The organism is Mycobacterium sp. IDUB_21 (assembly GCF_055419425.1).
Window position 1 is genome coordinate 126243 of record NZ_JBVAXQ010000001.1, and the last position, 20491, is coordinate 146733.

Annotated in this window: 20 protein-coding genes, 1 tRNA gene and 1 pseudogene; 18 read left to right on the forward strand and 4 right to left on the reverse strand. The window is 67.0% G+C overall.

What is annotated here, in order from left to right; translation table 11 throughout:
- Window positions 1-8 precede the first annotated feature (8 nt).
- From ACZYY4_RS00600 to ACZYY4_RS00640, 9 genes are read left to right on the forward strand one after another with little or no spacing between them, the layout of a single operon-like run.
- Window positions 9-1181, forward strand: a complete 1173-nt coding sequence (locus ACZYY4_RS00600) for an MCE family protein (RefSeq protein ID WP_463807936.1) — start codon at window positions 9-11, stop codon at window positions 1179-1181.
- Window positions 1181-2218, forward strand: a complete 1038-nt coding sequence (locus ACZYY4_RS00605; protein ID WP_463807475.1) for an MCE family protein — start codon at window positions 1181-1183, stop codon at window positions 2216-2218. Before ACZYY4_RS00600 ends, ACZYY4_RS00605 begins: the two co-directional genes overlap by 1 nt.
- Window positions 2205-3263 (forward strand): MCE family protein, encoded by a 1059-nt coding sequence (locus ACZYY4_RS00610; protein WP_463807937.1) that lies wholly within the window; start codon window positions 2205-2207, stop codon window positions 3261-3263. The genes ACZYY4_RS00605 and ACZYY4_RS00610 overlap by 14 nt, the downstream gene beginning before the upstream one ends.
- The gene (locus tag ACZYY4_RS00615) at window positions 3260-4594 is read left to right on the forward strand and encodes an MCE family protein (RefSeq protein ID WP_463807476.1); all 1335 of its coding nucleotides are present in this window, start codon (window positions 3260-3262) and stop codon (window positions 4592-4594) included. Before ACZYY4_RS00610 ends, ACZYY4_RS00615 begins: the two co-directional genes overlap by 4 nt.
- A complete protein-coding gene (locus tag ACZYY4_RS00620) occupies window positions 4591-5778 on the forward strand; it encodes an MCE family protein (protein WP_463807477.1) in 1188 nt (395 codons plus the stop codon). The genes ACZYY4_RS00615 and ACZYY4_RS00620 overlap by 4 nt, the downstream gene beginning before the upstream one ends.
- Before the next feature lie 6 nt (window positions 5779-5784).
- Window positions 5785-7476, forward strand: a complete 1692-nt coding sequence (locus tag ACZYY4_RS00625) for an MCE family protein (protein ID WP_463807478.1) — start codon at window positions 5785-5787, stop codon at window positions 7474-7476.
- Window positions 7473-8138, forward strand: coding sequence for a mammalian cell entry protein (locus tag ACZYY4_RS00630; RefSeq protein WP_463807479.1), 666 nt, complete (start codon window positions 7473-7475; stop codon window positions 8136-8138). The genes ACZYY4_RS00625 and ACZYY4_RS00630 overlap by 4 nt, the downstream gene beginning before the upstream one ends.
- The gene (locus tag ACZYY4_RS00635) at window positions 8135-8623 is read left to right on the forward strand and encodes a mammalian cell entry protein (protein WP_463807480.1); all 489 of its coding nucleotides are present in this window, start codon (window positions 8135-8137) and stop codon (window positions 8621-8623) included. The genes ACZYY4_RS00630 and ACZYY4_RS00635 overlap by 4 nt, the downstream gene beginning before the upstream one ends.
- A 34-nt stretch (window positions 8624-8657) precedes the next feature.
- Window positions 8658-9197 (forward strand): hypothetical protein, encoded by a 540-nt coding sequence (locus tag ACZYY4_RS00640; RefSeq protein ID WP_463807481.1) that lies wholly within the window; start codon window positions 8658-8660, stop codon window positions 9195-9197.
- Between the two features lie 13 nt (window positions 9198-9210).
- Here the strand turns inward: ACZYY4_RS00640 and ACZYY4_RS00645 are convergent, their stop codons facing one another.
- Together ACZYY4_RS00645 and ACZYY4_RS00650 are read right to left on the reverse strand one after the other, a co-directional pair.
- A complete protein-coding gene (locus ACZYY4_RS00645) occupies window positions 9211-10662 on the reverse strand; it encodes an alpha,alpha-trehalose-phosphate synthase (UDP-forming) (protein WP_463807482.1) in 1452 nt (483 codons plus the stop codon).
- Complete coding sequence (locus tag ACZYY4_RS00650; protein WP_463807483.1) at window positions 10663-10836, reverse strand: hypothetical protein; 174 nt, start codon at window positions 10834-10836, stop codon at window positions 10663-10665.
- A gap of 60 nt (window positions 10837-10896) precedes the next feature.
- Between ACZYY4_RS00650 and ACZYY4_RS00655 the strand changes: the two genes are divergently transcribed.
- The 4 genes from ACZYY4_RS00655 to ACZYY4_RS00670 all read left to right on the forward strand — a co-directional run bounded on the left by ACZYY4_RS00655 (window position 10897) and on the right by ACZYY4_RS00670 (window position 14520).
- A complete protein-coding gene (locus tag ACZYY4_RS00655) occupies window positions 10897-11787 on the forward strand; it encodes an enoyl-CoA hydratase (protein ID WP_463807484.1) in 891 nt (296 codons plus the stop codon).
- A 121-nt stretch (window positions 11788-11908) separates the two neighbouring features.
- Complete coding sequence (locus tag ACZYY4_RS00660; RefSeq protein ID WP_463807485.1) at window positions 11909-12736, forward strand: SDR family oxidoreductase; 828 nt, start codon at window positions 11909-11911, stop codon at window positions 12734-12736.
- 2 nt (window positions 12737-12738) lie between these two features.
- A complete protein-coding gene (locus ACZYY4_RS00665; protein ID WP_463807486.1) occupies window positions 12739-13605 on the forward strand; it encodes an SDR family oxidoreductase in 867 nt (288 codons plus the stop codon).
- A 117-nt stretch (window positions 13606-13722) separates the two neighbouring features.
- The gene (locus tag ACZYY4_RS00670; protein ID WP_463807938.1) at window positions 13723-14520 is read left to right on the forward strand and encodes a 2-keto-4-pentenoate hydratase; all 798 of its coding nucleotides are present in this window, start codon (window positions 13723-13725) and stop codon (window positions 14518-14520) included.
- A gap of 10 nt (window positions 14521-14530) precedes the next feature.
- On the opposite strand, the gene ACZYY4_RS00675 is transcribed toward ACZYY4_RS00670, so the two are convergent.
- Window positions 14531-16129, reverse strand: a complete 1599-nt coding sequence (locus ACZYY4_RS00675; RefSeq protein ID WP_463807487.1) for a flavin-containing monooxygenase — start codon at window positions 16127-16129, stop codon at window positions 14531-14533.
- 138 nt (window positions 16130-16267) lie between these two features.
- Between ACZYY4_RS00675 and ACZYY4_RS00680 the strand changes: the two are divergent.
- The 4 genes and pseudogenes from ACZYY4_RS00680 to ACZYY4_RS00695 all read left to right on the forward strand — a co-directional run bounded on the left by ACZYY4_RS00680 (window position 16268) and on the right by ACZYY4_RS00695 (window position 18694).
- Window positions 16268-17042, forward strand: a pseudogene (locus tag ACZYY4_RS00680) (SDR family oxidoreductase).
- 167 nt (window positions 17043-17209) lie between these two features.
- Entirely contained in the window at window positions 17210-17665 is a 456-nt protein-coding gene (locus tag ACZYY4_RS00685; RefSeq protein WP_463807939.1) for a helix-turn-helix domain-containing protein, read from the forward strand.
- Between the two features lie 5 nt (window positions 17666-17670).
- Entirely contained in the window at window positions 17671-18531 is an 861-nt protein-coding gene (locus ACZYY4_RS00690; RefSeq protein ID WP_463807488.1) for an alpha/beta fold hydrolase, read from the forward strand.
- A gap of 87 nt (window positions 18532-18618) precedes the next feature.
- Window positions 18619-18694: transfer RNA gene (locus ACZYY4_RS00695), tRNA-Thr, on the forward strand.
- A 179-nt stretch (window positions 18695-18873) separates the two neighbouring features.
- Here the strand turns inward: ACZYY4_RS00695 and ACZYY4_RS00700 are convergent.
- On the reverse strand, window positions 18874-19614 hold the full coding sequence (locus ACZYY4_RS00700; RefSeq protein ID WP_463807490.1) for an MlaD family protein: 741 nt from the start codon (window positions 19612-19614) through the stop codon (window positions 18874-18876).
- A 108-nt stretch (window positions 19615-19722) separates the two neighbouring features.
- Here ACZYY4_RS00700 and ACZYY4_RS00705 point away from each other — a divergent pair, with 108 nt between their 5' ends.
- On the forward strand, window positions 19723-20442 hold the full coding sequence (locus tag ACZYY4_RS00705; RefSeq protein ID WP_064854227.1) for a response regulator transcription factor: 720 nt from the start codon (window positions 19723-19725) through the stop codon (window positions 20440-20442).
- Window positions 20443-20491 lie beyond the last annotated feature (49 nt).

Genomic DNA, 20491 nt, shown 5'->3' on the forward strand with positions numbered 1-20491 from the left:
GTACCCAGGTGCGGATTGCCGCGGCAGTCTTGGCTGGGATTCTGCTTGCCGCCACCTTGTTCACCTACCTTTCCTATATATCTGTCTTCACCTCCACCGACAAGGTCACCGTCACCTCGCCGCGCGCCGGTCTGGTGATGGAGCAGGACGCCAAGGTCAAATACCGCGGCATCCAGGTCGGCAAGGTCAAGGCGATCAAGTATCAGGGCGATCAGGCCAAACTCGTCCTGGCCATGGACAGCTCCGCGATGCACTACATCCCGTCCAACGCGGCCGTACACATCGCCAGCAACACCGTCTTCGGGGCCAAGTCGGTGGAGTTCATCCCGCCGCCGGTGCCGTCGGGCAAGGCATTGCACGACGGGACGACCGTGCAGGCGTCCGACGTGCAGCTTGAGGTCAACACGCTGTTCCAGAAGCTCACCGACCTGCTGGACAAGATCGACCCGGTGCAGCTCAACGGGACGATCAGCGCGCTGGCCGAAGGGCTGCGGGGCAACGGCGACAACCTGGGCGGGTTGCTGTCCGGGCTGAACGGCTACCTGGAGAAGTTCAATCCCAAGCTCTCGCAACTCCAGACGGGCTTCGCCAAGACCGCGGTCGTCGGCAATATCTACGGCGACGCCGCGCCCGACCTGGCGACGATCTTCGACAACGTCCCGACCATCAGCAAGACGCTGGTCGATCAGCGCGACAACCTGAGCAAGGCGCTGCTGGCGACCACCGGGCTGGCCAACAACGGCTATGACACCTTCGCTCCGGCCGCCGACGACTTCATCGCCGGCATCCAGCGGTTCCGGGCACTGGGTGACCTGCTGGCCGAGTACTCTCCGGAGTTCGGCTGCCTGTTCAAGGGGATCAAGCAGGCGCTGGAGAAGTTCGGTCCGTCGCTGGGCGGCACCAAACCTGCCCTGTACGTGCACTCCAACTTCCTTCCGGGCGCACCCGCCTACACCTATCCGGAGAGCCTGCCGGTGGCCAATGCGACCGGCGGGCCGAACTGCCGCGGCCTGCCGGACATCCCCAGCAAGCAGTACGGCGGCTCCTGGTTCCGGTCTCCGTACCTGGTGACCGACAGCGCCTACATCCCGTTCCAGCCCAACACCGAGGTGCAGTTCGACGCCCCCTCCACCGCGCAGTTCCTGTTCAACGGCGCCTACGCGGAACGGGACGAGTACTGATGAACACCCGCGGAACCCTGATCAAGGTCGCCATCTTCACCGTCGCCATGCTGCTGGTGTCGGCCGGCCTGGTGGTGGTGTTCGGCGAGTTCCGGTTCGCCTCCAACCACACCTACCACGCCGATTTCGCCAGTGCATCGCGGCTCAAGGGCGGCGAGGACGTGCGGATCGCCGGAATCCCGGTGGGCACCGTCAAGCGCGTCGAGCTGACGCCGGACAACCACGTCGCCGTCACCTTCGACGTCAACAAGCGCTACCAGCTCTACGACTCGACCCGCGCGCTGATCCGGTACGAGAACCTGGTCGGCGACCGGTATCTGGAGATCGCCTCCGGGGCCGGCGATTTGCGCAAGCTGCCGCCCGGCGGCACCATCTCCCGGGAGCACACCCAGCCGGCACTGGACCTGGACGCCCTGCTGGGCGGGATGCGCCCGGTGCTCAAGGGCTTGGACGGCACCAAGATCAACGAGATCAGCAACGCGATCATCGAGCTGTTGCAGGGCCAGGGCGGCGCACTGACCCAGATGCTGGCCAGCACCAGCTCGTTCACCACCACCTTGGCCTCCCGCGACCAGCTGATCGGTGACGTGATCAACAACCTCAACACGGTGCTGACCACCGTCGACGACAAGAGCGAGCAGTTCGACGCGACCGTCGACCGGCTCCAGCAGCTGATCACCGGCCTGGCTCAGGGCAAGGACGCCATCGCCGGTGCGATCGGCCCGCTGGCCACCGTCGAGGACGACCTCACCGACACGCTGCGCCGCACCCGCCGCCCGCTGCAGGGCATCATCGAGAACGCCCGGCCGCTGGCCACCGTGCTGGACAAGCGCAAAGACGAACTCAACGCGGTCATCGACCCGCTGGAAGAGAACTACCTGCGGCTCAACGCGCTCGGCGCCTACGGCTCGTTCTTCAATATCAACTACTGCACGGTCTCGATGAAGTTCAACGGACCCGCCGGTAGCGACATCATCCTGCCGATGGGTGGCCAGACCGACACCAGCAAGGGGAGGTGCTCTCCTGTCAAGAATTGATGGCGTAAATCCGGTTCGCACCGGAACGTTGGGCATCGCACTGATCGCCTGCCTGATCTTGGTGTCATTCGGCTACACCAGCCTGCCGTTCTGGCCGCAGGGCAAGACCTATCAGGGCTACTTCGCCGACGCCGGCGGGGTCATGCCGGGCAACGACGTGACGGTTTCCGGTATCCGGGTGGGCAAGGTGACCAAGGTGGCGCTCGCCGGGGCCAGTGCGAAGGTGAGTTTCACCGTCGACCGCAAGGTCCGGGTGGGCGATCAGTCGCTAGCCGCGATCCGCACCGACACCGTGCTGGGCGAGAAAGCCCTGTCGGTCACGCCCGGTGGCTCCGGTTCGGTCACCGTGATTCCGTTGGAACGCACCCGGGCGCCGTACACCCTCAACAACGCGCTGCAGGACCTCGGCGGCAACGTCCGCGACCTGGACAAGCCACGGTTCGAGGAGGCGCTGGGCGTGCTCACCGATTCGATGCGCGATGCCACGCCGCAGTTGCGCGGGGCGCTGGACGGGGTGGCCGCGCTGTCCCGCAGTATCAACCGCCGCGACGAGGCACTGGATCAGTTGCTGACCCACGCCAAGTCGGTCACCGGTGTACTCAGCCAGCGCGCCGAGCAGGTCAACCGGTTGGTGCTCGACGGTAACCAGCTCTTCGGTGCGCTGGACGAGCGCCGGCAGGCGCTCGGTGCGCTGATCGCGGGCATCGATGATGTGTCGCAGCAGCTTTCGGGTTTCGTCGGCGACAACCAGAATGAGATCGGTCCGACCCTCAAGAAGCTCAACCTGGTGCTGGACAATATGATCGAGCGCAAGGACCGGATCTCCGGTGCGCTTGACCGGTTGCCCGGATACGCCACCACGCTCGGCGAGGTGGTGGCCTCTGGTCCGGGCTTCCAGATCAACCTCTACGGCCTGCCGCCGCCCACCCTGTCCGAGGTGCTGCTCGACATCTACTTCCAGCCCGGCAAGATCCCGGACAGCCTGGCCGACTATCTGCGTGGAATGATCTCGGAGCGCACTGTGATTAAGCCGAAGTCGCCATGACGCACCGCCTTTCACGCATTGTCCTCGCCGGGGCGCTGGTCGCGCTACTGGTCGCCGGCGTGTACGTGGTGCTGCCGGCGCAGCGCGGCTACCGGATCACCGGTTACTTCGCCTCGGCGGTGGGCCTGTACCCGGGTGATGACGTCCGGGTGGTCGGGGTTCCGGTCGGCCGGATCGAGTCCATCGAACCGCGCGCAGAGAACGTCAAGATCACCATGACGGTGAACAACGACGTGCCGTTGCCGGCCGATGTGCACGCGGTGATGATGGCGCCGAATATCGTGTCGGCGCGGGTTATTCAGCTGGCTCCGGCCTACACCGGCGGCGAACGGCTGGCGGCCGGCGCGGTGCTCGACGAAGACCGCACCGCGGTGCCGGTCGAGTGGGACGAGGTCAAGCAGGAGCTCACCCAGCTCAGTGCACAACTGGCCCCCGGGCCGGGCAAGCTCAACGGCGCGGTGAGCGCATTCGTCAATCAGGCCGCGGACACCTTCGACGGCAACGGCGACTCGTTCCGCAGTGCACTGCGGGAGCTGTCGGCGACGGCGGGCCGGCTCGGCGACTCGCGCACCGACCTGTTCGGCACGGTCAAGAACCTGCAGGTACTGGTCGACGCGCTGTCGGGAAGCAACGAACAGATGGTGCAGTTCACCGACCATGTCGCGGCGGTGTCGGCGGTATTGGCCGACAGTTCGGCCGATCTGGACGTCACGCTGGGCACCCTGAACCAGGCGCTGCGCGACGTGCGCGGCTTCCTGCACGACAACAACGATGCGTTGATAGCCCAGGTCAACAAGCTGTCGGAGTTCACCAAGGTGCTCAGCGACCAGAGCGAGAACTTCGAGCAGGTGCTGCACATCACCCCGCACGGCCTGGTCAACTTCTACCAGATCTACAACCCCGCGCAGGGCACCTTGAGCGGCCTGCTCTCGCTGCCCGACTTCGCCAACCCGGTGCAGTTCATCTGCGGCGGCGTCTTCGACATCGGTTCGGTGCCGGACAACTTCAAGCGGGCCGAGATCTGCAAGGAGCGGATGGGACCGGTCATGCGCCGCTGGTCGATGAACTTCCTGCCGTTCCTGTTCCACCCGATCAACTCGATCACCGCGTACAAGGGACAGATCATTTACGACACCCCGGCGACCGAGGCCAAGGCGCAGACGCCGGTGCCCTACCTGAAGTGGATGCCGGCACCGGGTGTGACGCCGCCGAGCACCGACGACGTCGCCAAGCTGTTCCTGCCGCCGCCGGCGCCGGGGCAGCTGGGCCAGGCGCCCGGCCCGACCGGGCCGCAGCAACCCGGGGCCGGCGCACCACGGGAGGGCGGATGAGCGTGAAGTCTGTTGCCCGCGTCCTCCGGCGGGCCGGGCGGCGCAGCGCGGCTCTGGGAGCCGGAGCGCTGGTGCTGTCCGGCTGCCAGTTCGGTGGGCTGAACTCGCTGAACATGCCGGGCACCGCGGGCCACGGCCGGGGGTCCTACAACATCACCGTGCAACTGCCGGACGTGACGACGCTGCCGCAGAACTCGCCGGTGATGGTCGACGACGTCACCGTGGGCAGCGTCTCCGGCCTCCGGGCCGTGCAGCAACCGGACGGGAGCTTCTACGCGGCCGTCCAACTGTCGCTGGACGGCAACGTCGCACTGCCGGCCAACGCCACCGCGAAGGTCGCCCAGACCTCGCTGCTGGGTTCCCAACACATCGAGCTCTCCGAACCGCATGACGAACCCGCGGTCGGCAGACTCGCGCCCGGCGATCAGATCCCGCTCAGCCGGACCGGGCGCTACCCCAGTACCGAAGAAGTGCTGTCGTCGCTGGGTGTGGTGGTGAACCAGGGCAATCTCGGTGCGCTGCAGGACATCACCGACGAGGCGTACGCGGCGGTCGCCGGGCGGGCCGGCACCTTCGCCGGGCTACTGCCCCGGCTGGCCGAGCTCACCGCGTCGCTGGACCGCCAGGCTCACGACATCATCGCCGCTGCCGACGGCCTGAACCGGATCGGGGTGACACTGGCCCGCAGCGCCCCCAGCCTGTCGCGGGCGCTGGAGACCATGCCGGCCGCGCTGCAGGTGCTCAACGACAACCGCGCCAACATCGTCGACGCATTCGGGGCACTGCAGAAGTTGGCGACGGTCGGGTCGCGGATCATGACCGAGACCAAAGAGGACTTCGCCGCCGACATCAAGGACCTGTATCCGGTCATCAAGGCCTTCGCCGACAACGCCAACGAGCTGGTGACGGCGTTCCCGTTCATCCCCACCTTCCCGTTCCCGTCGATGTACCTGCGCAACGCGGTGCGCGGCGACTTCCTCAACGTCTACGTCACGTTCGACATGACGCTGCGGCGGTTCGGCGAGTCGGTGTTCACCACCGGAGCCTTCGACCCGAACATGCCGCACATGCATGATGTGCTCAACCCACCCGACTTCTTGATCGGACAGATGGCCAACCTGTCCGGGCAGGCGGCCGACCCGTTCAAGATCCCGCCCGGTACGGCTGTCCACTATGAGGAATGACCTGCGATGCTGACCCGCCTCGTCCGAATCCAGCTCGGGATCTTCGCCGTGGTCACCGTGCTGGCTGTCGGTGCGATCTCGATCCTGTACCTGCATGCGCCGAGCCGGCTGGGTATCGGCACCTATCAGGTGAGCGCCGATTTCATCGGCGGCGGCGGAATCTACAAGAGCGCCAACGTCACCTACCGCGGCGTGACGGTGGGCCGGGTCCAAGACGTGCAACTCACCGACCACGGGGTCGACGCGCAGATGCGGCTCAACAGCGGCACCAAGGTCCCGGGCAACGTCACCGCCACCGTCAAGAGCATGTCCGCGATCGGTGAGCAGTACATCGACCTTGTTCCTCCCGCCGGCGTCGCCGCCGCCGGGACGCTGCGCAACGGCGCGCACATCGGCCAGGACCGCACCGCGATCGGCCAGGACATCGCCGGGATGCTCGACCAGGCGCAGTCGCTGGTCAACAGCGTCGCCAACAGCCGCCTGCGGGATCTGCTGCGCAGCGCGTTCGACGGGTTCAACGGTTCGGGCCAGGAGCTGGCCCGGATGATCGCGTCGTCGCGGCAGTTGGTCGACGAGGCCAACGCCAACTTCGAGGCGACCGCGGGGTTGATCGACCAGTTCGAGCCGTTCCTGAACGCCCAGATCCGCAGCGGCGACGACATCAAAAAGCTCTCCCGGTCGTTGGCGGCGGTCACCACCGAGGTGCGCAACGCCGACCCGCAACTGCGCGAGGTGCTGCAGATCCTGCCCAGTGTCGCCGACGAGGCCAACACCACGTTCAGCGGGATCCGGGCATCGTTTCCGACACTGGCGGCCAGCATCGCCAATTTCGGACGGGTCGGGGTGATCTACCGCAACTCGATCGAACAGGCGCTGGTGGTGTTCCCCGCGCTGATGGCTGCGCTGGTGACCGTCGCCGGTGGAGTGCCGATGGAAGAGGGCGTCAAGCTCGATTTCAAGATCGACATGCACGACCCGCCGCCGTGCACGGTCGGCTTTCTGCCGTTCACCGAGATGCGCTCGCCGGCCGATGAGACGGTGCGTGAACTACCCAAGGGCCTGTACTGCAAAGCGGCGCAAAATGATGCGACCGCGGTCCGGGGCGCCCGCAACTACCCCTGTATGGAGTACCCGGGTAAACGGGCGCCGACGATTCAGCTCTGCCGGGATCCGAAGGGCTTCGTCCCGGTCGGCAGCAACGCCTGGCGTGGCCCGCCGGTTCCGTACGACACCCCGATCACCGACCCGCGGATGAACCAGCCGATGAACAAGTTCCCCTACATCCCGCCGGGGCAGGACTATGACCCTGGCCCACCGGTGGTGGCGCTGCCGCCGGGGGTGCCCGCGGGCCCTGGCCCGGCGCCCGTCCCGCCGTACCCGCTGCCGTTCCCGCCGAGCGATCTCGGGCCGGCCCCGGCACCGTGGCCGTTCTACGCCCCGCCGGACCAGAACCTGCCGACCAACCCCGGCGGCAACGGCGGCCTGCCGCCCTATAACCGGGAACCGGCGCCGGGACCGGCACCGGGACCGCTGCCTGCGGGGGCGCAGGCCAACGGGGTCGCCTACAGCAGTTATGACAAACGCACCGGGAAGTTCGTCGACCCGGCGGGCAGCACCGGAGTGTTCGTCTCCGGGGCCGATAATTGGCTGCCCGCAGAGAACTGGGCCGACCTGATGCTCGAGCCGAGGCAGACGTGACCGATCCGGAGGAGACCCGGGCTCGTCGCCGGGCTTCGCGGGCGGCCGGCCCGGCCGGTGATGTCGCCGACGCTGCTACGACGGCGGTGCCGGTGCCCAGTCGGGCCGCCGTGCGGGCGGCCCGGCCGACCGGCCCACCGCCGCGTCGTCGTGCCAATGCGCGGCAGGCCGCCGTGGTGGCGGGCGCCGCCGCCCTGGCGGCGAGCATGCTGTTGGGCGCGCTGGTCGCCGCACTGCTGGTGCAGCACCGGCACGCGACCGCGGCCGATGGTCGTGACCAGCGCTTCGTCGACACCGCGGTGCAGACCGTGCTGAACATGTACACCTACACACCCGATACCGTCAACGACCAGGTGGACCTCTTCGTGGCGGGCACCAGCGGCCCGCTGCGCGACACCATGGCCGGCAACGCGGAGAACCTCAAGGCGCTGCTGCGCGAGACCAAGCACAGCTCCGAGGCCGTGGTGAACGCCGCGGCCCTGGAGAACCTGGACGAGGTCGCCGGCAACGCCTCGGTGCTGGTGGCGATGCGCGCGACCGCCACCGACGTCGACGGGGTCAACAAGCCGTCGCAGCCCTACGCACTGCGGATCATCGTGCACGAGGACGACGCCGGCAATATGACCGCTTACGACCTCAAGTGGCCGGACGGCAGCCGATGAACCGTCGGTGGTCTGGGCTTGCGGCCCTGGTGGTCCTTCTCGGCGTGTTCGTCGGTCTGGGCGTCACGGCCGGATCGCTGTACTGGAGCCGGGTCGAGTCGCGCGGGGAACAGCTGGCCCGCACCGAGCTGGCCGCGCTGACCGTCGACGAGATTCCCAAAGTGCTCGGCTACGAATACAAGACCGTGGAACGCAGCCTGACCGAGACCTACCCGATGTTCACCGGCGAGTACCGGCGCGAGTTCGAAGCCCGGGCCGTCAACGACATCATCCCGCAGGCCCGCGAGAAGCAGCTGGTGAACCAGGTCGACGTCGTCGGCGTCGGCGCCCTGGACGCAAAGCGGACCACCGGTTCCGTGCTGGTCTTCGTCAACCGCACCGTCACGGGCAAGTCCAAGGAGAAGTACTACGAGGGCAGTCGCCTGCGGGTCGATTACCGCAAGGTCGACAGCAAGTGGCTGATCAGCAATATCGCGCCGATCTAGCTGAGAGGCCGATCTAGTTGAGAGGATGGGCGCCATGAGGAGACTCGTTCGCGGTCTGGTGGCGTTCGCCATTGCGATGGCGGCCGGTGCCGGGCTGGCTGTGGAAGCCGGCGCGGATGACGACGCGGCGCCGGAAGGCACGCTGGAGGGCGTCTACACCTACAACGGGGCCGGTACCACGGCGACGTGGAAGATCTACCCGCTGTGCGTCCCGACAGTGGGCGACGGGCGGGTGCCGCTGCACCTGGCGGTCGGTTGCAAGCTGCAGGTCGAAAGCGACGGTATTCCGGGGCAGGCCGGCGCCTACCGGCTGTCCAACGGCCTATGGTCCTACCACACGCCGCTGCTGGCCGGCAAGAAATGCCCGGACGGCCGCACCGCCGGCAGCGAAGAGATGTACCAGTTCGACACCTCCCTGCACGGCACCTACACCCAGTCGCACAATGCCGTCTGCGGCCAGCAGCCCGGGCTGGACAAGCACCCGTTCACGCTGACGTTCGTCTCGCCGCTGCCCAACCCGGTCATCCACTACCCGCTGACCTGTCAGGACAATCCGCAGCACCTGTGCAGCTGAGCCGTCGGCCGCGCTAGGTCGCGGTGTCGGCGAGCACGTCCAGGAAGGTTCGGGCCCAGCGGTCCACGTCGTGGGCCAGCACCTGGCGGCGCAGCGCGCGCATCCGCCGGCGGCCCTCTTCGGCGGTCTGGTTGACCGCCGCCTCGATGACGTCCTTGACGCCCTCCAGGTCGTGCGGGTTGACCAGGTAGGCCTGCCGTAATTCCGCTGCGGCGCCGGTGAATTCACTCAACACCAGCGCGCCGCCCAAGTCGTTGCGGCAGGCCACATACTCCTTGGCGACCAGGTTCATCCCGTCGCGCAGCGGAGTGACCAGCATGACGTCACTGGCCACGAAGAATGCGATCAGCTCGTCGCGGGGGACCGGGCGGTGCAGGTAGTGCACCACCGGGTGGCCGACTTCGCTGTACTCGCCGTTGATGTGGCCGACCTGCCGTTCGATGTCGTCGCGCAGGATCTGGTAGCTCTCCACCCGTTCCCGGCTGGGCGTCGCCAGCTGCACCAGCACCGTGTCGTCCCGCTTGGCGCGCCCCTCGGCCAGCAACTCGTTGAACGCCTTGAGCCGGACGTCGATGCCCTTGGTGTAGTCCAGCCGGTCCACCCCGAGCAGGATCTTGCGGGGGTGGCCGAGCTCGGCCCGGATCTCCTTGGCGCGCCGCCGGATTCCCCGCTCACGTGCCTTGCGGTCGAGTTCGCCGGAGTCGATCGAGATCGGAAAGGCGCCGACCCGCACGGTGCGGTCCGCCACTCTCACCTCGCCGAACCGGCTGCGCACCCCGACCGCGCCCCGCGAGGTGGCCGCGCCGGTCAGGTTGCGCGCCAGGAACAGGAAATTCTGTGCGCCGCCGGCCAGGTGGAAGCCGACCAGGTCGGCGCCGAGCAGGCCGTCGACGATCTCCTTGCGCCACGGCAGCTGCATGAACAGCTCCACCGGCGGGAACGGGATGTGCAGGAAGAATCCGATGGTCAGGTCGGGGCGCAGGGTCCGCAGCATCTTGGGCACCAGCTGCAGCTGATAGTCCTGGACCCACACCGTCGCCCCCGGCCCGGCGGCCTGGGACGTCGCCTCGGCGAACCGGCGGTTGACGTCGACGTAGCGGTCCCACCACTGCCGGTGGTAGATCGGTTTGACGATCACGTCGTGATACAACGGCCACAGCGTCGCGTTGGAGAAGCCTTCGTAGTAGTCGGCGATGTCGGTGGCGCTCAGGGCGACCGGATGCAGTCGCAGGTCCTCGATGTCGATCGGCTCCTCGGGGCCGTCCAGGTTGCCCGACCAGCCCACCCAGGCGCCGCGGCGTTTACGCAGCAGCGGCTCCAGCGCGGTGACCAACCCGCCCGGGCTGCGCTTCCACGCCGTCGTCCCGTCGGGCAGCATCTCGATGTCGATGGGCAGCCGGTTGGCCACCACGACGAAATCGGAATCTCCGGTTTCATCCGCAGCGTGGCCCCCCGACACCGGCATTTACGCCCCGTGCTTCTCGGCGTTGGGCGGACTGATCCCCAGCATGGACAGAAACACCCGACACTCGTCGGCGTCCTCGGCGTAGGCGGCCACGACTCGCCGGGCTTGACGTGCGGTGCTGTCGGCCAGTGGCTCTACGGCGTCGATGTCGGCGTGTTCGGATTTAGCAGGCATGAGTCGACTCTAGCGAAGTGCGCCGTAACCTGTGGGGCGGACGACAACGAGGTGGAGGCTATGAGCGAGCTCGTCGACTACGAGACCCTGGACGACGGGCGCATCGCCCGGATCTGGCTGAACCGCCCGGAGACCCACAACGCGCAGAATCGCACCCTGCTGGTGCAGCTCGATGAAGCGTTCGGCCGTGCCGAGGCCGACGACACCGTGCGGGTGGTGATCCTGGGGGCGCGCGGTGAGAACTTCTCCGCCGGCCATGACCTGGGCTCGGAGGCGGCACTGGCCGAGCGCCGGCCCGGGCCCGCCCAGCACCCGAGTTTCCGCAGTCACGGCGGCACCCGCGAACCGGTTGTCGAGAAGACCTACCTGCAAGAGTGGCACTACTACTTCTCGAACACCTGCCGATGGCGGGATCTGCGCAAGATCACCATCGCGCAGGTACAGGGCAACGTCATCTCCGCCGGGTTGATGCTGATCTGGGCGTGCGATCTGATCGTCGCCGCCGACAATGCCCGGTTCTCCGATGTGGTCGGGGTGCGCCTCGGGATGCCGGGCGTCGAATACTATGCCCATCCTTGGGAATTCGGGCCGCGTAAGGCCAAGGAGCTGCTGCTGACCGGGGATTCGCTGGACGCCGACGAGGCCTACCGGCTGGGCATGGTCTCCAAGGTGTTCGGCGCCGATGAGCTGGCGGACAAGACCCTGGACTTCGCCCGCCGCATCGCGCAGCTGCCGACCATGGCCGCGCTGCTGATCAAGGATTCGGTGAACGCCGCCGCCGACGCGATGGGTTTCTCCGAGGCGCTGCGGCACGGCTTCCACATCCACCAGCTGGGCCACGCGCACTGGTCGGCTCATAACGACAACAAGTTCCCGGTGGCGCTGCCGCCGGAGGTGCCCGACTGGCGCACCGCCAAAGCCACCGACTTGGCCCGCCGCGACCAGCCTTAGCGCCGAGCGTGTACTCAGCGCGAAGATTCGGTTCGGCTTTCGCAGGGATTGCACGTTGGGCGTCAACCGGGACGTGGTTCCATAGGTAGAACACGTTTCAGTTTTGATCCGAGGGGTCGGTGTGACGCTTTCGTCGAGAATTTCGTTTGCAGACCGCAGCTACCTGGTCACCGGGGGTGGCAGCGGCATCGGCAAAGCGGTGGCCGCCGAACTGGCCGCCGCCGGGGCCGATGTTCTGATCGTCGGCCGCAACGCCGAGCGGCTGGCGGCGGTGGCCGCCGGGGTCGGGGTACGCCACGTGGCCGCAGACATCACCGACGAGGACAGTGTGATCGCCGCCGTCGACGCGGCGGTCGGCGAGCGCGGCCGGCTGCACGGGGTGGTGCACTGCGCCGGCGGCTCGGAGACCATCGGACCGATCACCCAGATCGACTCGGCGGCGTGGCGACGCACTGTCGACCTCAACGTCAACGGTTCGATGTACGTGCTCAAGCACGCCGGGCGGGCGCTGGTGCGCGGTGGCGGCGGCTCGTTCGTCGGGATCTCCTCGATCGCGGCCAGCAACACCCACCGCTGGTTCGGTGCCTACGGCCCGACCAAGTCGGCACTGGACCACTTGATGCAGCTGGCCGCCGACGAACTGGGTGCGTCCTGGGTGCGGGTCAACAGCATCCGCCCGGGCCTTACCCGCACCGAGTTGGTGGCCCCGATCCTGGACTCGCCGGAGCTCTCCGAGGATTACCGCATCTCCACGCCGTTGCCCCGGCCCGGCGAAGTCGACGACGTCGCCGACCTGGCGCTGTTCCTGCTGTCCGACGCCGCGAGCTACATCACCGGGCAGGTGATCAATGTCGACGGCGGGCAGATGCTGCGCCGCGGCCCGGACTTCTCGGCGATGCTGGAGCCGGCGTTCGGCGCGGACGGACTGCGCGGAGTGGTCGAGGAATAGCTGTGGGCGTGTACGCGGTCACCGGGTCGGCGTCCGGTATGGGACAGCAGGCGGCGGCCAAGCTGCGGGCCGACGGCCACACCGTGATCGGAGTCGACCTGCGCGACGCAGAAGTCGTCGCGGATCTGTCCGGCTCCGAGGGACGAGCGGCGGCGGGGGAGCAGGTGCTCGCTTTGTGCGGGGGCCGCTTGGACGGGGCGGTGCTGGCCGCCGGCATCGGGCCGACCCCGCGGGCGACGCGGCTGATCCTGCAGGTCAACTATTTCGGGGTCGTCGAGCTACTGGAGGCATGGCGTCCGGCGCTGGCCGCATCCGGTGCCGCCAAAGTGGTGGTCGTCGCCAGCAATTCCACCACCACGGTGCCTGCGGTGCCGCGGTCGGCGGTACGGGCACTGCTCGCAGGGAAGGCGGCCAAAGCGATGCGCAGGCTACGGCTGTTCGGCCCGGGCGCGCCATCGTTTGCCTACGCGGCGTCCAAGATCGGGGTGTCGCACTGGGTGCGCCGCAAGGCGGTCGAGCCGTCGTGGGCGGGGGCGGGTATCCGGCTCAACGCCCTGGCTCCGGGCGCGATCATGACGCCGCTGTTGGAAAAACAGCTCGCCTCCCCGGGGCAGGCGACGGCCGTCCGAAGCTTTCCGGTGCCGGTCGGCGGCTTCGGGGATCCCGCGCAGCTGGCCGACTGGATGTTGTTCATGCTCTCCGATGCCGCCGACTTCCTCTGCGGCAGCGTGATCTTCGTCGACGGCGGTTCGGACGCCTACTTCCGCGCAGATGACTGGCCGCGCAGCGTTGGGCTGTTGCGGGTGCCGCGCTATCTGTTGCGGTTCAGGGGGTTCCGCGGTGAATCGACGGAACGGAACGGACGGTAAAGCGGCAGACACCCGTTGTACCGCTCAGCGAGACTGTCAGTTGAACGGCGCCACCCCGCTTCGCACACTTGACTCACCGACGTCCAGGGGAGAACAAGCGTGTCGCCAGTGACGAGTATGGCCGAGGTACCCGGGCGCGCTGCCGCCGCGAGCTCGTTGTGGCGGGCTGAACGGTTGTGCCGTCCGATCGAGCCATTGCACACGGTGTCCCCCCATTTGGATGTCGACGACGCGTATGCGATTCAGCGACACAACATCGCGCGCAGAGTCGACGCCGGATCCTCGATCTGCGGGCATAAGGTGGGGCTGTCCTCGCCGGTGATGCAGCAGCTGATGGGGGTGTACGAGCCGTGCTACGGCCACCTGCTTACCGACATGATGGCCGACGACGGCGATACCGTGAAGCTGTCTGGACGCTACCAGCCCCGTATCGAAGCCGAGGTCGCATTCGTGCTGGATGACAGGCTGCCCGGACACGGTTGTACGGAACGCGATGTGCTCGACGCCACCGGCTACGTCAGCGCGGCGATCGAGGTGATCGACACCCGCATCCATGATTGGCGCATCGGTCTCGTCGATGCGGTCGCGGACAACGCATGTGCCGCACGATTCGTGCTGGGCCGGCATGGCTGTCCACCGTCGGCGCTGAACCTGGCAGACATCGACGTGGTGCTCTACTCCGGTTACCCCTGGCGCGAGGTAGTCGTGACCCGCGGCAACACCGGCGGGGTGCTGGGCAATCCGGCCGCAGCGGTGGCCTGGCTGGCCCGCACCCTGGCGCGATCCGGAATGCGCTTGGAGGCCGGTCAGGCCATCCTGACCGGGGCGTGCACCCAAGCCGTCGACGTCGCCGTCGGCGATCGATACCGTGCCGAATTTGGGTGTATCGGAACGGTTTCGGTCGAATTCTGGTGAATCGGCCGATTCACGCGTCCAAGACGTCGAATCCCTTGTAGCCCGCCTCGGCGACCGCGGCGATGATCTGGCCGTACACGCCGAATCCACCGATGAAGGGCATGAAGACTCGTGGTCTGCCCGGGATGTTGGAGCCCAGGTACCACGAGTTTGCCCGCGTCATCAGGGTTCCCGCCGCCCGCTGCGAGCATTCCGTACCCCAGTCGGCGGCTGCATCACGGCGCGCCTCGAGTGCGATCGCATCGTGGTCGGCGAGGTATCGGAAGGCGGCGGCGATCCAGTCGACGTGCAGCTCCGAATGCAGCACCATGTTGGCCAGCACCGAGGGGCTACCCGGCCCGGTGAGGTTGAAGAGATTGGGGAATCCCGGAATCCCCAAACCCAGATAGGTGTTCGGGCCGTCGCGCCAGGCTTCGTTCAGGGTCTGACCGTCGCGGCCGACGATCCGCAGCTTTTCGACCGACCCGGTCATCGCGTCGAATCCGGTCGCGAGTACCAGGGCGTCCAGTTCGTGGTACGCATCTGAGGTGTGCACACCACCGGCGTCGATCCGTTCGATCGGCGTGGCACGTAGGTTGACCAGGGACACGTTGTCGCGGTTGAAGGTCTGGAAGTAGTTCGAGTCGGTGCAGATCCGCTTGGTCCCGATCGGGTGGTCGTTGGGGATCAGCAGTTCCGCCGTGGCCGGGTCGTCGATCACGGCGCGAATCTTCTCCTCCCAGAACAGCCGCGCGGTGTCGTTGGCCTCTATGGTGGTCGTCTGATCGGCAAAGGTCTTGGCGAACAGCACACCGCCGAGCTGCCAGCGCTTCTCGTAAGCCTCACGCAGTTCCGCGGCGGAGGCCTCGACCGCCGGCTTCGGATGAGGTCGGTGCGGTGAACCACCGCCGCTCTGCATCGACAGCCGCCGGCGCTCGGCGTAATCGGACTTCTGAGCCCTTCTGGTGGCGTCGTCGAGCGGGATGTTGCCGGCCGGCAGACTGTAGTTCGCGGTCCGCTGGAACACGCACAACCGCGCAGCCTGTTCAGCGATGGGCGGAATCACCTGAATGCCGGAGGATCCGGTCCCGATCACGCCTACCCGCTTGCCGGCGAAGTCGACGCCTTCGTGCGGCCAGCGTCCAGTGTGATAAATCTGCCCGCCAAAGGTGTCCAGTCCGTCGATCGCCGGGATGTTCGCGTTCGACAACGGGCCCACCGCCAGCACGCAGGACTTGGCCGACACCACGTCGCCGGCGTCGGTGCGGACCTGCCAACGCAGCGTGGTCTCGTCGAGAACCATTTCGGTGACCCGGGTCCCGAACTTTATGTGCCGTCGCAAGTCGAAGCGATCCGCGACATGGTTGACATACGCCAGGATCTCGGGCTGGGTGGCGTACTTCTCGGTCCAGCTCCACTCCTGCTGCAGGTCTTCGTCGAACGAATACGAGTAGTCGACGCTTTCCACGTCGCAGCGCGCTCCGGGATAGCGGTTCCAGTACCAGACGCCGCCCACGCCATCGGCGGCCTCGAAAGTCTGCACCGACAGGCCGTCGCGGCGGAAGCGATGAGTCGCGTAGAGGCCGCCGAAGCCGGCGCCGATCACTACGACATCAACGAAGGTGGCCATGGAAGCAAGTTACCTGCGCCGTCGGAGCCTGGAACAGCAGCTGTCTCGATAGGCAGGACTTGATGGTGTGGTGACTCGGTGTCGTTGTGTGCACTAGGAAAGACCGCAGATCCGGTCGGTGAAAAGGAGATGGTTGACATGAAATCGGATTCGGACCGACTCGGTGCAGTGGTTGCCCTGGTCACCGGCGGCTCCCGCGGGCTCGGCGCAGCGTTCGCCCGCCGCATCATCGGGTTGGGCGGCAGGGTGGTCATCGCCGACCTGCTCGACGACGAGGGCGCCGAATTGGCCGAGGATCTCGGACCGGCGGCGCGGTACACCCACCTGGATGTCACCGACACCGCGCAGTGGGCGGACGCAGTCTCCTACACCGTCGCCGAATTCGGAGCCATCAACGGCCTGGTGAACAACGCGGGCATCGCGACCGGGCAATTCATCGAGCATGAGCCCGTAGACCATTTCCGCACCGTGCTGGAGATCAACCTGGTCGGTGTTCAACGGCGTTCAGGCGGTTATCGGGCCGATGCGGGCTTCCGGCGGCGGTTCGATCGTGAACATCTCCTCGGCGGCGGGCCTGATGGGCCTTCCGCTCACCGCGGGCTACGGAGCCTCCAAGTGGGGTGTGCGGGGTCTGACGAAGATCGCGGCGGTGGAACTCGGCGCCCACCGGATCAGAGTCAACTCGGTGCATCCGGGCATGACCTATACCCCGATGACCGCCGAGATCGGTATCCAACTCGGTGAAGGCAACTATCCCAACACCCCGATGGGGCGGGTCGGCGTTCCCGATGAGATCGCCGGTGCGGTGGCCTACCTGCTGTCAGGCGACGCGGCCTATGTCACCGGCGCTGAGCTCGCCGTCGACGGCGGCTGGTCTGCGGGTCCGACCGTGAAATACACAGTGGGCCAATAGGTCAGCAGTTTGAGGAGGTTGGCGGACAAACTCCATCGTCGGGTGCCGGACAGGGGTCGCTGCGGTGAGCGCGCATATGTCCCGGCACCGAAATCCGGATAGACGGCGGCGCGCACGCCTAACGTGGGGCTATGGCAGCTGCTGGACGCTCGGACCCGCCGATCTCGATGGTTGCGCGGGTGGCGCTGATCATGAATGTGTTCGAGCCGGGCGAATGTCTGCGACTCGATGAAGTGGTGTCGCGTACCGGACTGCCTCGGTCGTCGGTCCATCGCATCCTCAGTCAGCTGCGTTCGGCCGAGTTGTTGCGCCACCGCCCGGACGGATACCGCATGGCGTCTGACGCCGAACGCCTTGCCGATCTGTTTGAACCGGTGCGGAGTTGGCGGTGGACGGCGGCGCCAGCGCGGGCCGGATGCCGATCGTTTCATCGTGAATACCCCGGCGCCTACAGCGCGACAACGACGCTATGGCAGCGCCGAGCGGCACCGTCTATCCCGGCGGCGGCAATCCGATCGGGACCAGCATGCTGTTCGGTCAACTGGCCTGCTGGCCATGCCGGGTCGGTGGGCCGACCGATGTCGACCCCGGGGGTCTTCCCGCCGCTACCGACGTTAACGTGAGACACATGACGACACAGTTGAGCCACGATGAGACCTTGCGTGAAATCACCACCGAGCAGGGGGTGTTGCGTTACCACGAGGCCGGTGAGGGTCCGACGCTGTTGTTGCTGCACGGCTCTGGGCCGGGTGTGACCGGGTGGCGTAACTATCGTGGCGTGTTGCCGGCTTTCGCCGAGCGCTTCCGCTGCCTGGTGCTGGAATTCCCGGGGTTCGGGGTCAGTGATGACTTCGGTGGGCACCCGATGGTGACGGCGTTCGGCGCGGTTCCGGTTTTCGCTGAGGCGCTGGGTCTGGATCAGTTCAGCATCGTCGGTAATTCGATGGGTGGGGCGGTCGGGATCAACTATGCGATCGCCAACCCGGAGAAGGTGCGCAAGCTGGTGACCATGGGCGGTATCGGCACCAATCTGCTTACCGCGGGGCCGGCCGAGGGCATCCGGTTGCTGCAGGATTTCACTGACAACCCTAGCCGGGAGAGTCTGGTCCGTTGGCTGGAGTCGATGGTCTATGACCCGAAGGTGATCACCGAGGAGCTCATCGAGGAGCGCTGGAAGTTGGCGACCGATCCCGAGACGTTGGCCAGTGCCCGGCGGATGTATGGCAAGGAAGCCTTCGCGAACATGACCAGGATGATGCAGGCGTCCAAGGGGCCGCTGCCGTGGGCGATGATGCACCGGGTCCAATGCCCGACGTTGGTCACCTGGGGTCGTGATGATCGGGTCAGCCCGCTGGACATGGCGTTGATCCCGATGCGGACCATCCCCAATGCGGAGTTTCATGTGTTCCCCAACTGTGGGCACTGGACCATGATCGAGGCCAAGGACGCCTTCACCTCGGTGGTGCTGGACTTCCTGCGCCGGGGGTGACGTTGGCCGGCTGCAGTCGGCGGGTGCGGGCAGCTCGGACGGCATCGCCGCGTCGTACAATCGCCATGGCTCATCGAGCCGGCCCCGGCCGCGTTAGCTCAGTTGGTAGAGCGTCGCTCTTGTAAAGCGGATGTCGAGAGTTCGAGTCTCTCACGCGGCTCCATTGCCTGTCGGCCCTGGCGGATAGCGTCGCCTCATGACAGTGATCTGTCTGGGGTGCGGAGCCGATTTCGATGGCCGTCGGCTAAGGGATCGAGGGTAAGTGGAACAGCGTGACTCTGACGCTGATCCTCGACCACATCAACGGAGATGCAAGCAAGTCGGCCCGGCGGCCGCGGGCCATCACTCGATGTCGGCGGGGTCGGCGTCGATCACCCGCTGGGAGCGCACCGGCCGCGACGACGGGCGCCGGCTAGACCTGCGCGGTAGCAGCGGAATGCGCTCGGCGATGTTGCTCAGCGGGTTGACCACCAGGGTCAGTGCGTTGACCGCTTCCTGGAGGGTATCGATGGCCGGCTCGAGGGCCTCCATTCCCGGCGCCAGCCGGGCCAGGGTCTCGGCGACATTGGCGAGCTGCTCCAATGGGCCGTTGCGCGCAGTCAGCTTGTCGAGCAGCCCGCCCTCGGCAAGCAGCCGGTCGGCCAGCCCGTCCTCGGACAGCAGTCGCTCGATCAAGCCGTCCTCGTCGGTCAGTTGATCCACCAGTCCGCCCGGCTGCAGCGCCCGCTGGAGCCCGCCGCCCTCGGCGGTGAGGCGATCCAGCACGCCGCCCGGCCCGGTCAGCTGGTCCACCAGCCCACCCGGAGCCAACAGGCGGTCAGCCGGGCCGCCGGGAGCCAGCGCCCGGCCCAGCGGGGCGTCGTCGTCCATCAGTTTGGCCAGCCGGTTGGCCCGGGCGATGGTGTCGTCCAGGCCGAACATGTGCGCCATCGAGTTGGTGGATCCCTGGCCTGTGGACTCCCCGAGCGTCTGCCGGGCCAGTCCGAGCGCCGCCGTGGCGACCCCGAGTCCGGCGTCGGCGATCGACAGACCGATCCGTGCCGGAGCCGTCGACACGGCAATCAGCTGCTTGGCCAGGTTCATCCGGCCAGTGTAGGGGCGATCCCGGGCCGACATCAGGTAGTTTGATTGACAACAAACACACAGCTGATATCCAGGCGATTTTCATCCAACCGGGAGGGAATTAACTCCATGGGAGCAACAGCTGCGCAAGACGCCGCACCCGAGGCCCGCGTGCTGGTGGTCGACGATGAGACGAACATCGTCGAGTTGCTGTCGGTCAGCCTGAAATTCCAGGGGTTCGAGGTCTACACCGCCTCCAGCGGGCCGGCGGCGCTGGACCGCGCACGGGAGGTCCGGCCGGACGCGGTGATCCTGGATGTGATGATGCCGGGGATGGACGGGTTCGGCGTGCTGCGGCGGTTGCGTGCCGATGGCATCGACGCCCCGGCGCTGTTCTTGACCGCACGCGATTCGCTGCAGGACAAGATCACCGGCCTGACCCTCGGCGGTGACGACTACGTGACCAAGCCGTTCAGCCTGGAGGAGGTGGTGGCCCGGCTGCGGGTCATCCTGCGCCGGGCCGGCAAGGGCGCCGGAGAGCCGCGCAACTCGCGCCTGACCTTCGCCGACATCGAACTCGACGAGGACACCCACGAGGTGTGGAAGGCCGGTCAGCCGGTGTCGTTGTCGCCCACCGAATTCACCCTGCTTCGCTACTTCGTGATCAACGCCGGCACCGTGCTGAGCAAGCCGAAGATCCTCGACCACGTCTGGCGCTATGACTTCGGTGGCGACGTCAATGTGGTGGAGTCCTACGTCTCCTATCTGCGCCGCAAGATCGACACCGGCGAGAAGCGCCTGCTGCACACGTTGCGCGGGGTGGGCTATGTGCTGCGCGAGCCGCGGTAAACCGATGTCGCCAGTGATGGCCGGGCGCGGGGTATAGGAACAAGGATAT

Excerpts from the sequence above, each read along its gene's own strand:
- ACZYY4_RS00605 (WP_463807475.1), top strand. The coding sequence starts at position 1,181 with ATGAACACCCGCGGAACCCTGATCAAGGTCGCCATCTTCACCGTCGCC.
- ACZYY4_RS00615 (WP_463807476.1), top strand. The coding sequence starts at position 3,260 with ATGACGCACCGCCTTTCACGCATTGTCCTCGCCGGGGCGCTGGTCGCG.
- ACZYY4_RS00620 (WP_463807477.1), top strand. The coding sequence starts at position 4,591 with ATGAGCGTGAAGTCTGTTGCCCGCGTCCTCCGGCGGGCCGGGCGGCGC.
- ACZYY4_RS00625 (WP_463807478.1), top strand. The coding sequence starts at position 5,785 with ATGCTGACCCGCCTCGTCCGAATCCAGCTCGGGATCTTCGCCGTGGTC.
- ACZYY4_RS00635 (WP_463807480.1), top strand. The coding sequence starts at position 8,135 with ATGAACCGTCGGTGGTCTGGGCTTGCGGCCCTGGTGGTCCTTCTCGGC.
- ACZYY4_RS00640 (WP_463807481.1), top strand. The coding sequence starts at position 8,658 with ATGAGGAGACTCGTTCGCGGTCTGGTGGCGTTCGCCATTGCGATGGCG.
- ACZYY4_RS00645 (WP_463807482.1), bottom strand. The coding sequence starts at position 10,662 with ATGCCGGTGTCGGGGGGCCACGCTGCGGATGAAACCGGAGATTCCGAT.
- ACZYY4_RS00650 (WP_463807483.1), bottom strand. The coding sequence starts at position 10,836 with ATGCCTGCTAAATCCGAACACGCCGACATCGACGCCGTAGAGCCACTG.
- ACZYY4_RS00655 (WP_463807484.1), top strand. The coding sequence starts at position 10,897 with ATGAGCGAGCTCGTCGACTACGAGACCCTGGACGACGGGCGCATCGCC.
- ACZYY4_RS00670 (WP_463807938.1), top strand. The coding sequence starts at position 13,723 with ATGGCCGAGGTACCCGGGCGCGCTGCCGCCGCGAGCTCGTTGTGGCGG.
- ACZYY4_RS00675 (WP_463807487.1), bottom strand. The coding sequence starts at position 16,129 with ATGGCCACCTTCGTTGATGTCGTAGTGATCGGCGCCGGCTTCGGCGGC.
- ACZYY4_RS00685 (WP_463807939.1), top strand. The coding sequence starts at position 17,210 with ATGGTTGCGCGGGTGGCGCTGATCATGAATGTGTTCGAGCCGGGCGAA.
- ACZYY4_RS00690 (WP_463807488.1), top strand. The coding sequence starts at position 17,671 with ATGACGACACAGTTGAGCCACGATGAGACCTTGCGTGAAATCACCACC.
- ACZYY4_RS00700 (WP_463807490.1), bottom strand. The coding sequence starts at position 19,614 with ATGAACCTGGCCAAGCAGCTGATTGCCGTGTCGACGGCTCCGGCACGG.
- ACZYY4_RS00705 (WP_064854227.1), top strand. The coding sequence starts at position 19,723 with ATGGGAGCAACAGCTGCGCAAGACGCCGCACCCGAGGCCCGCGTGCTG.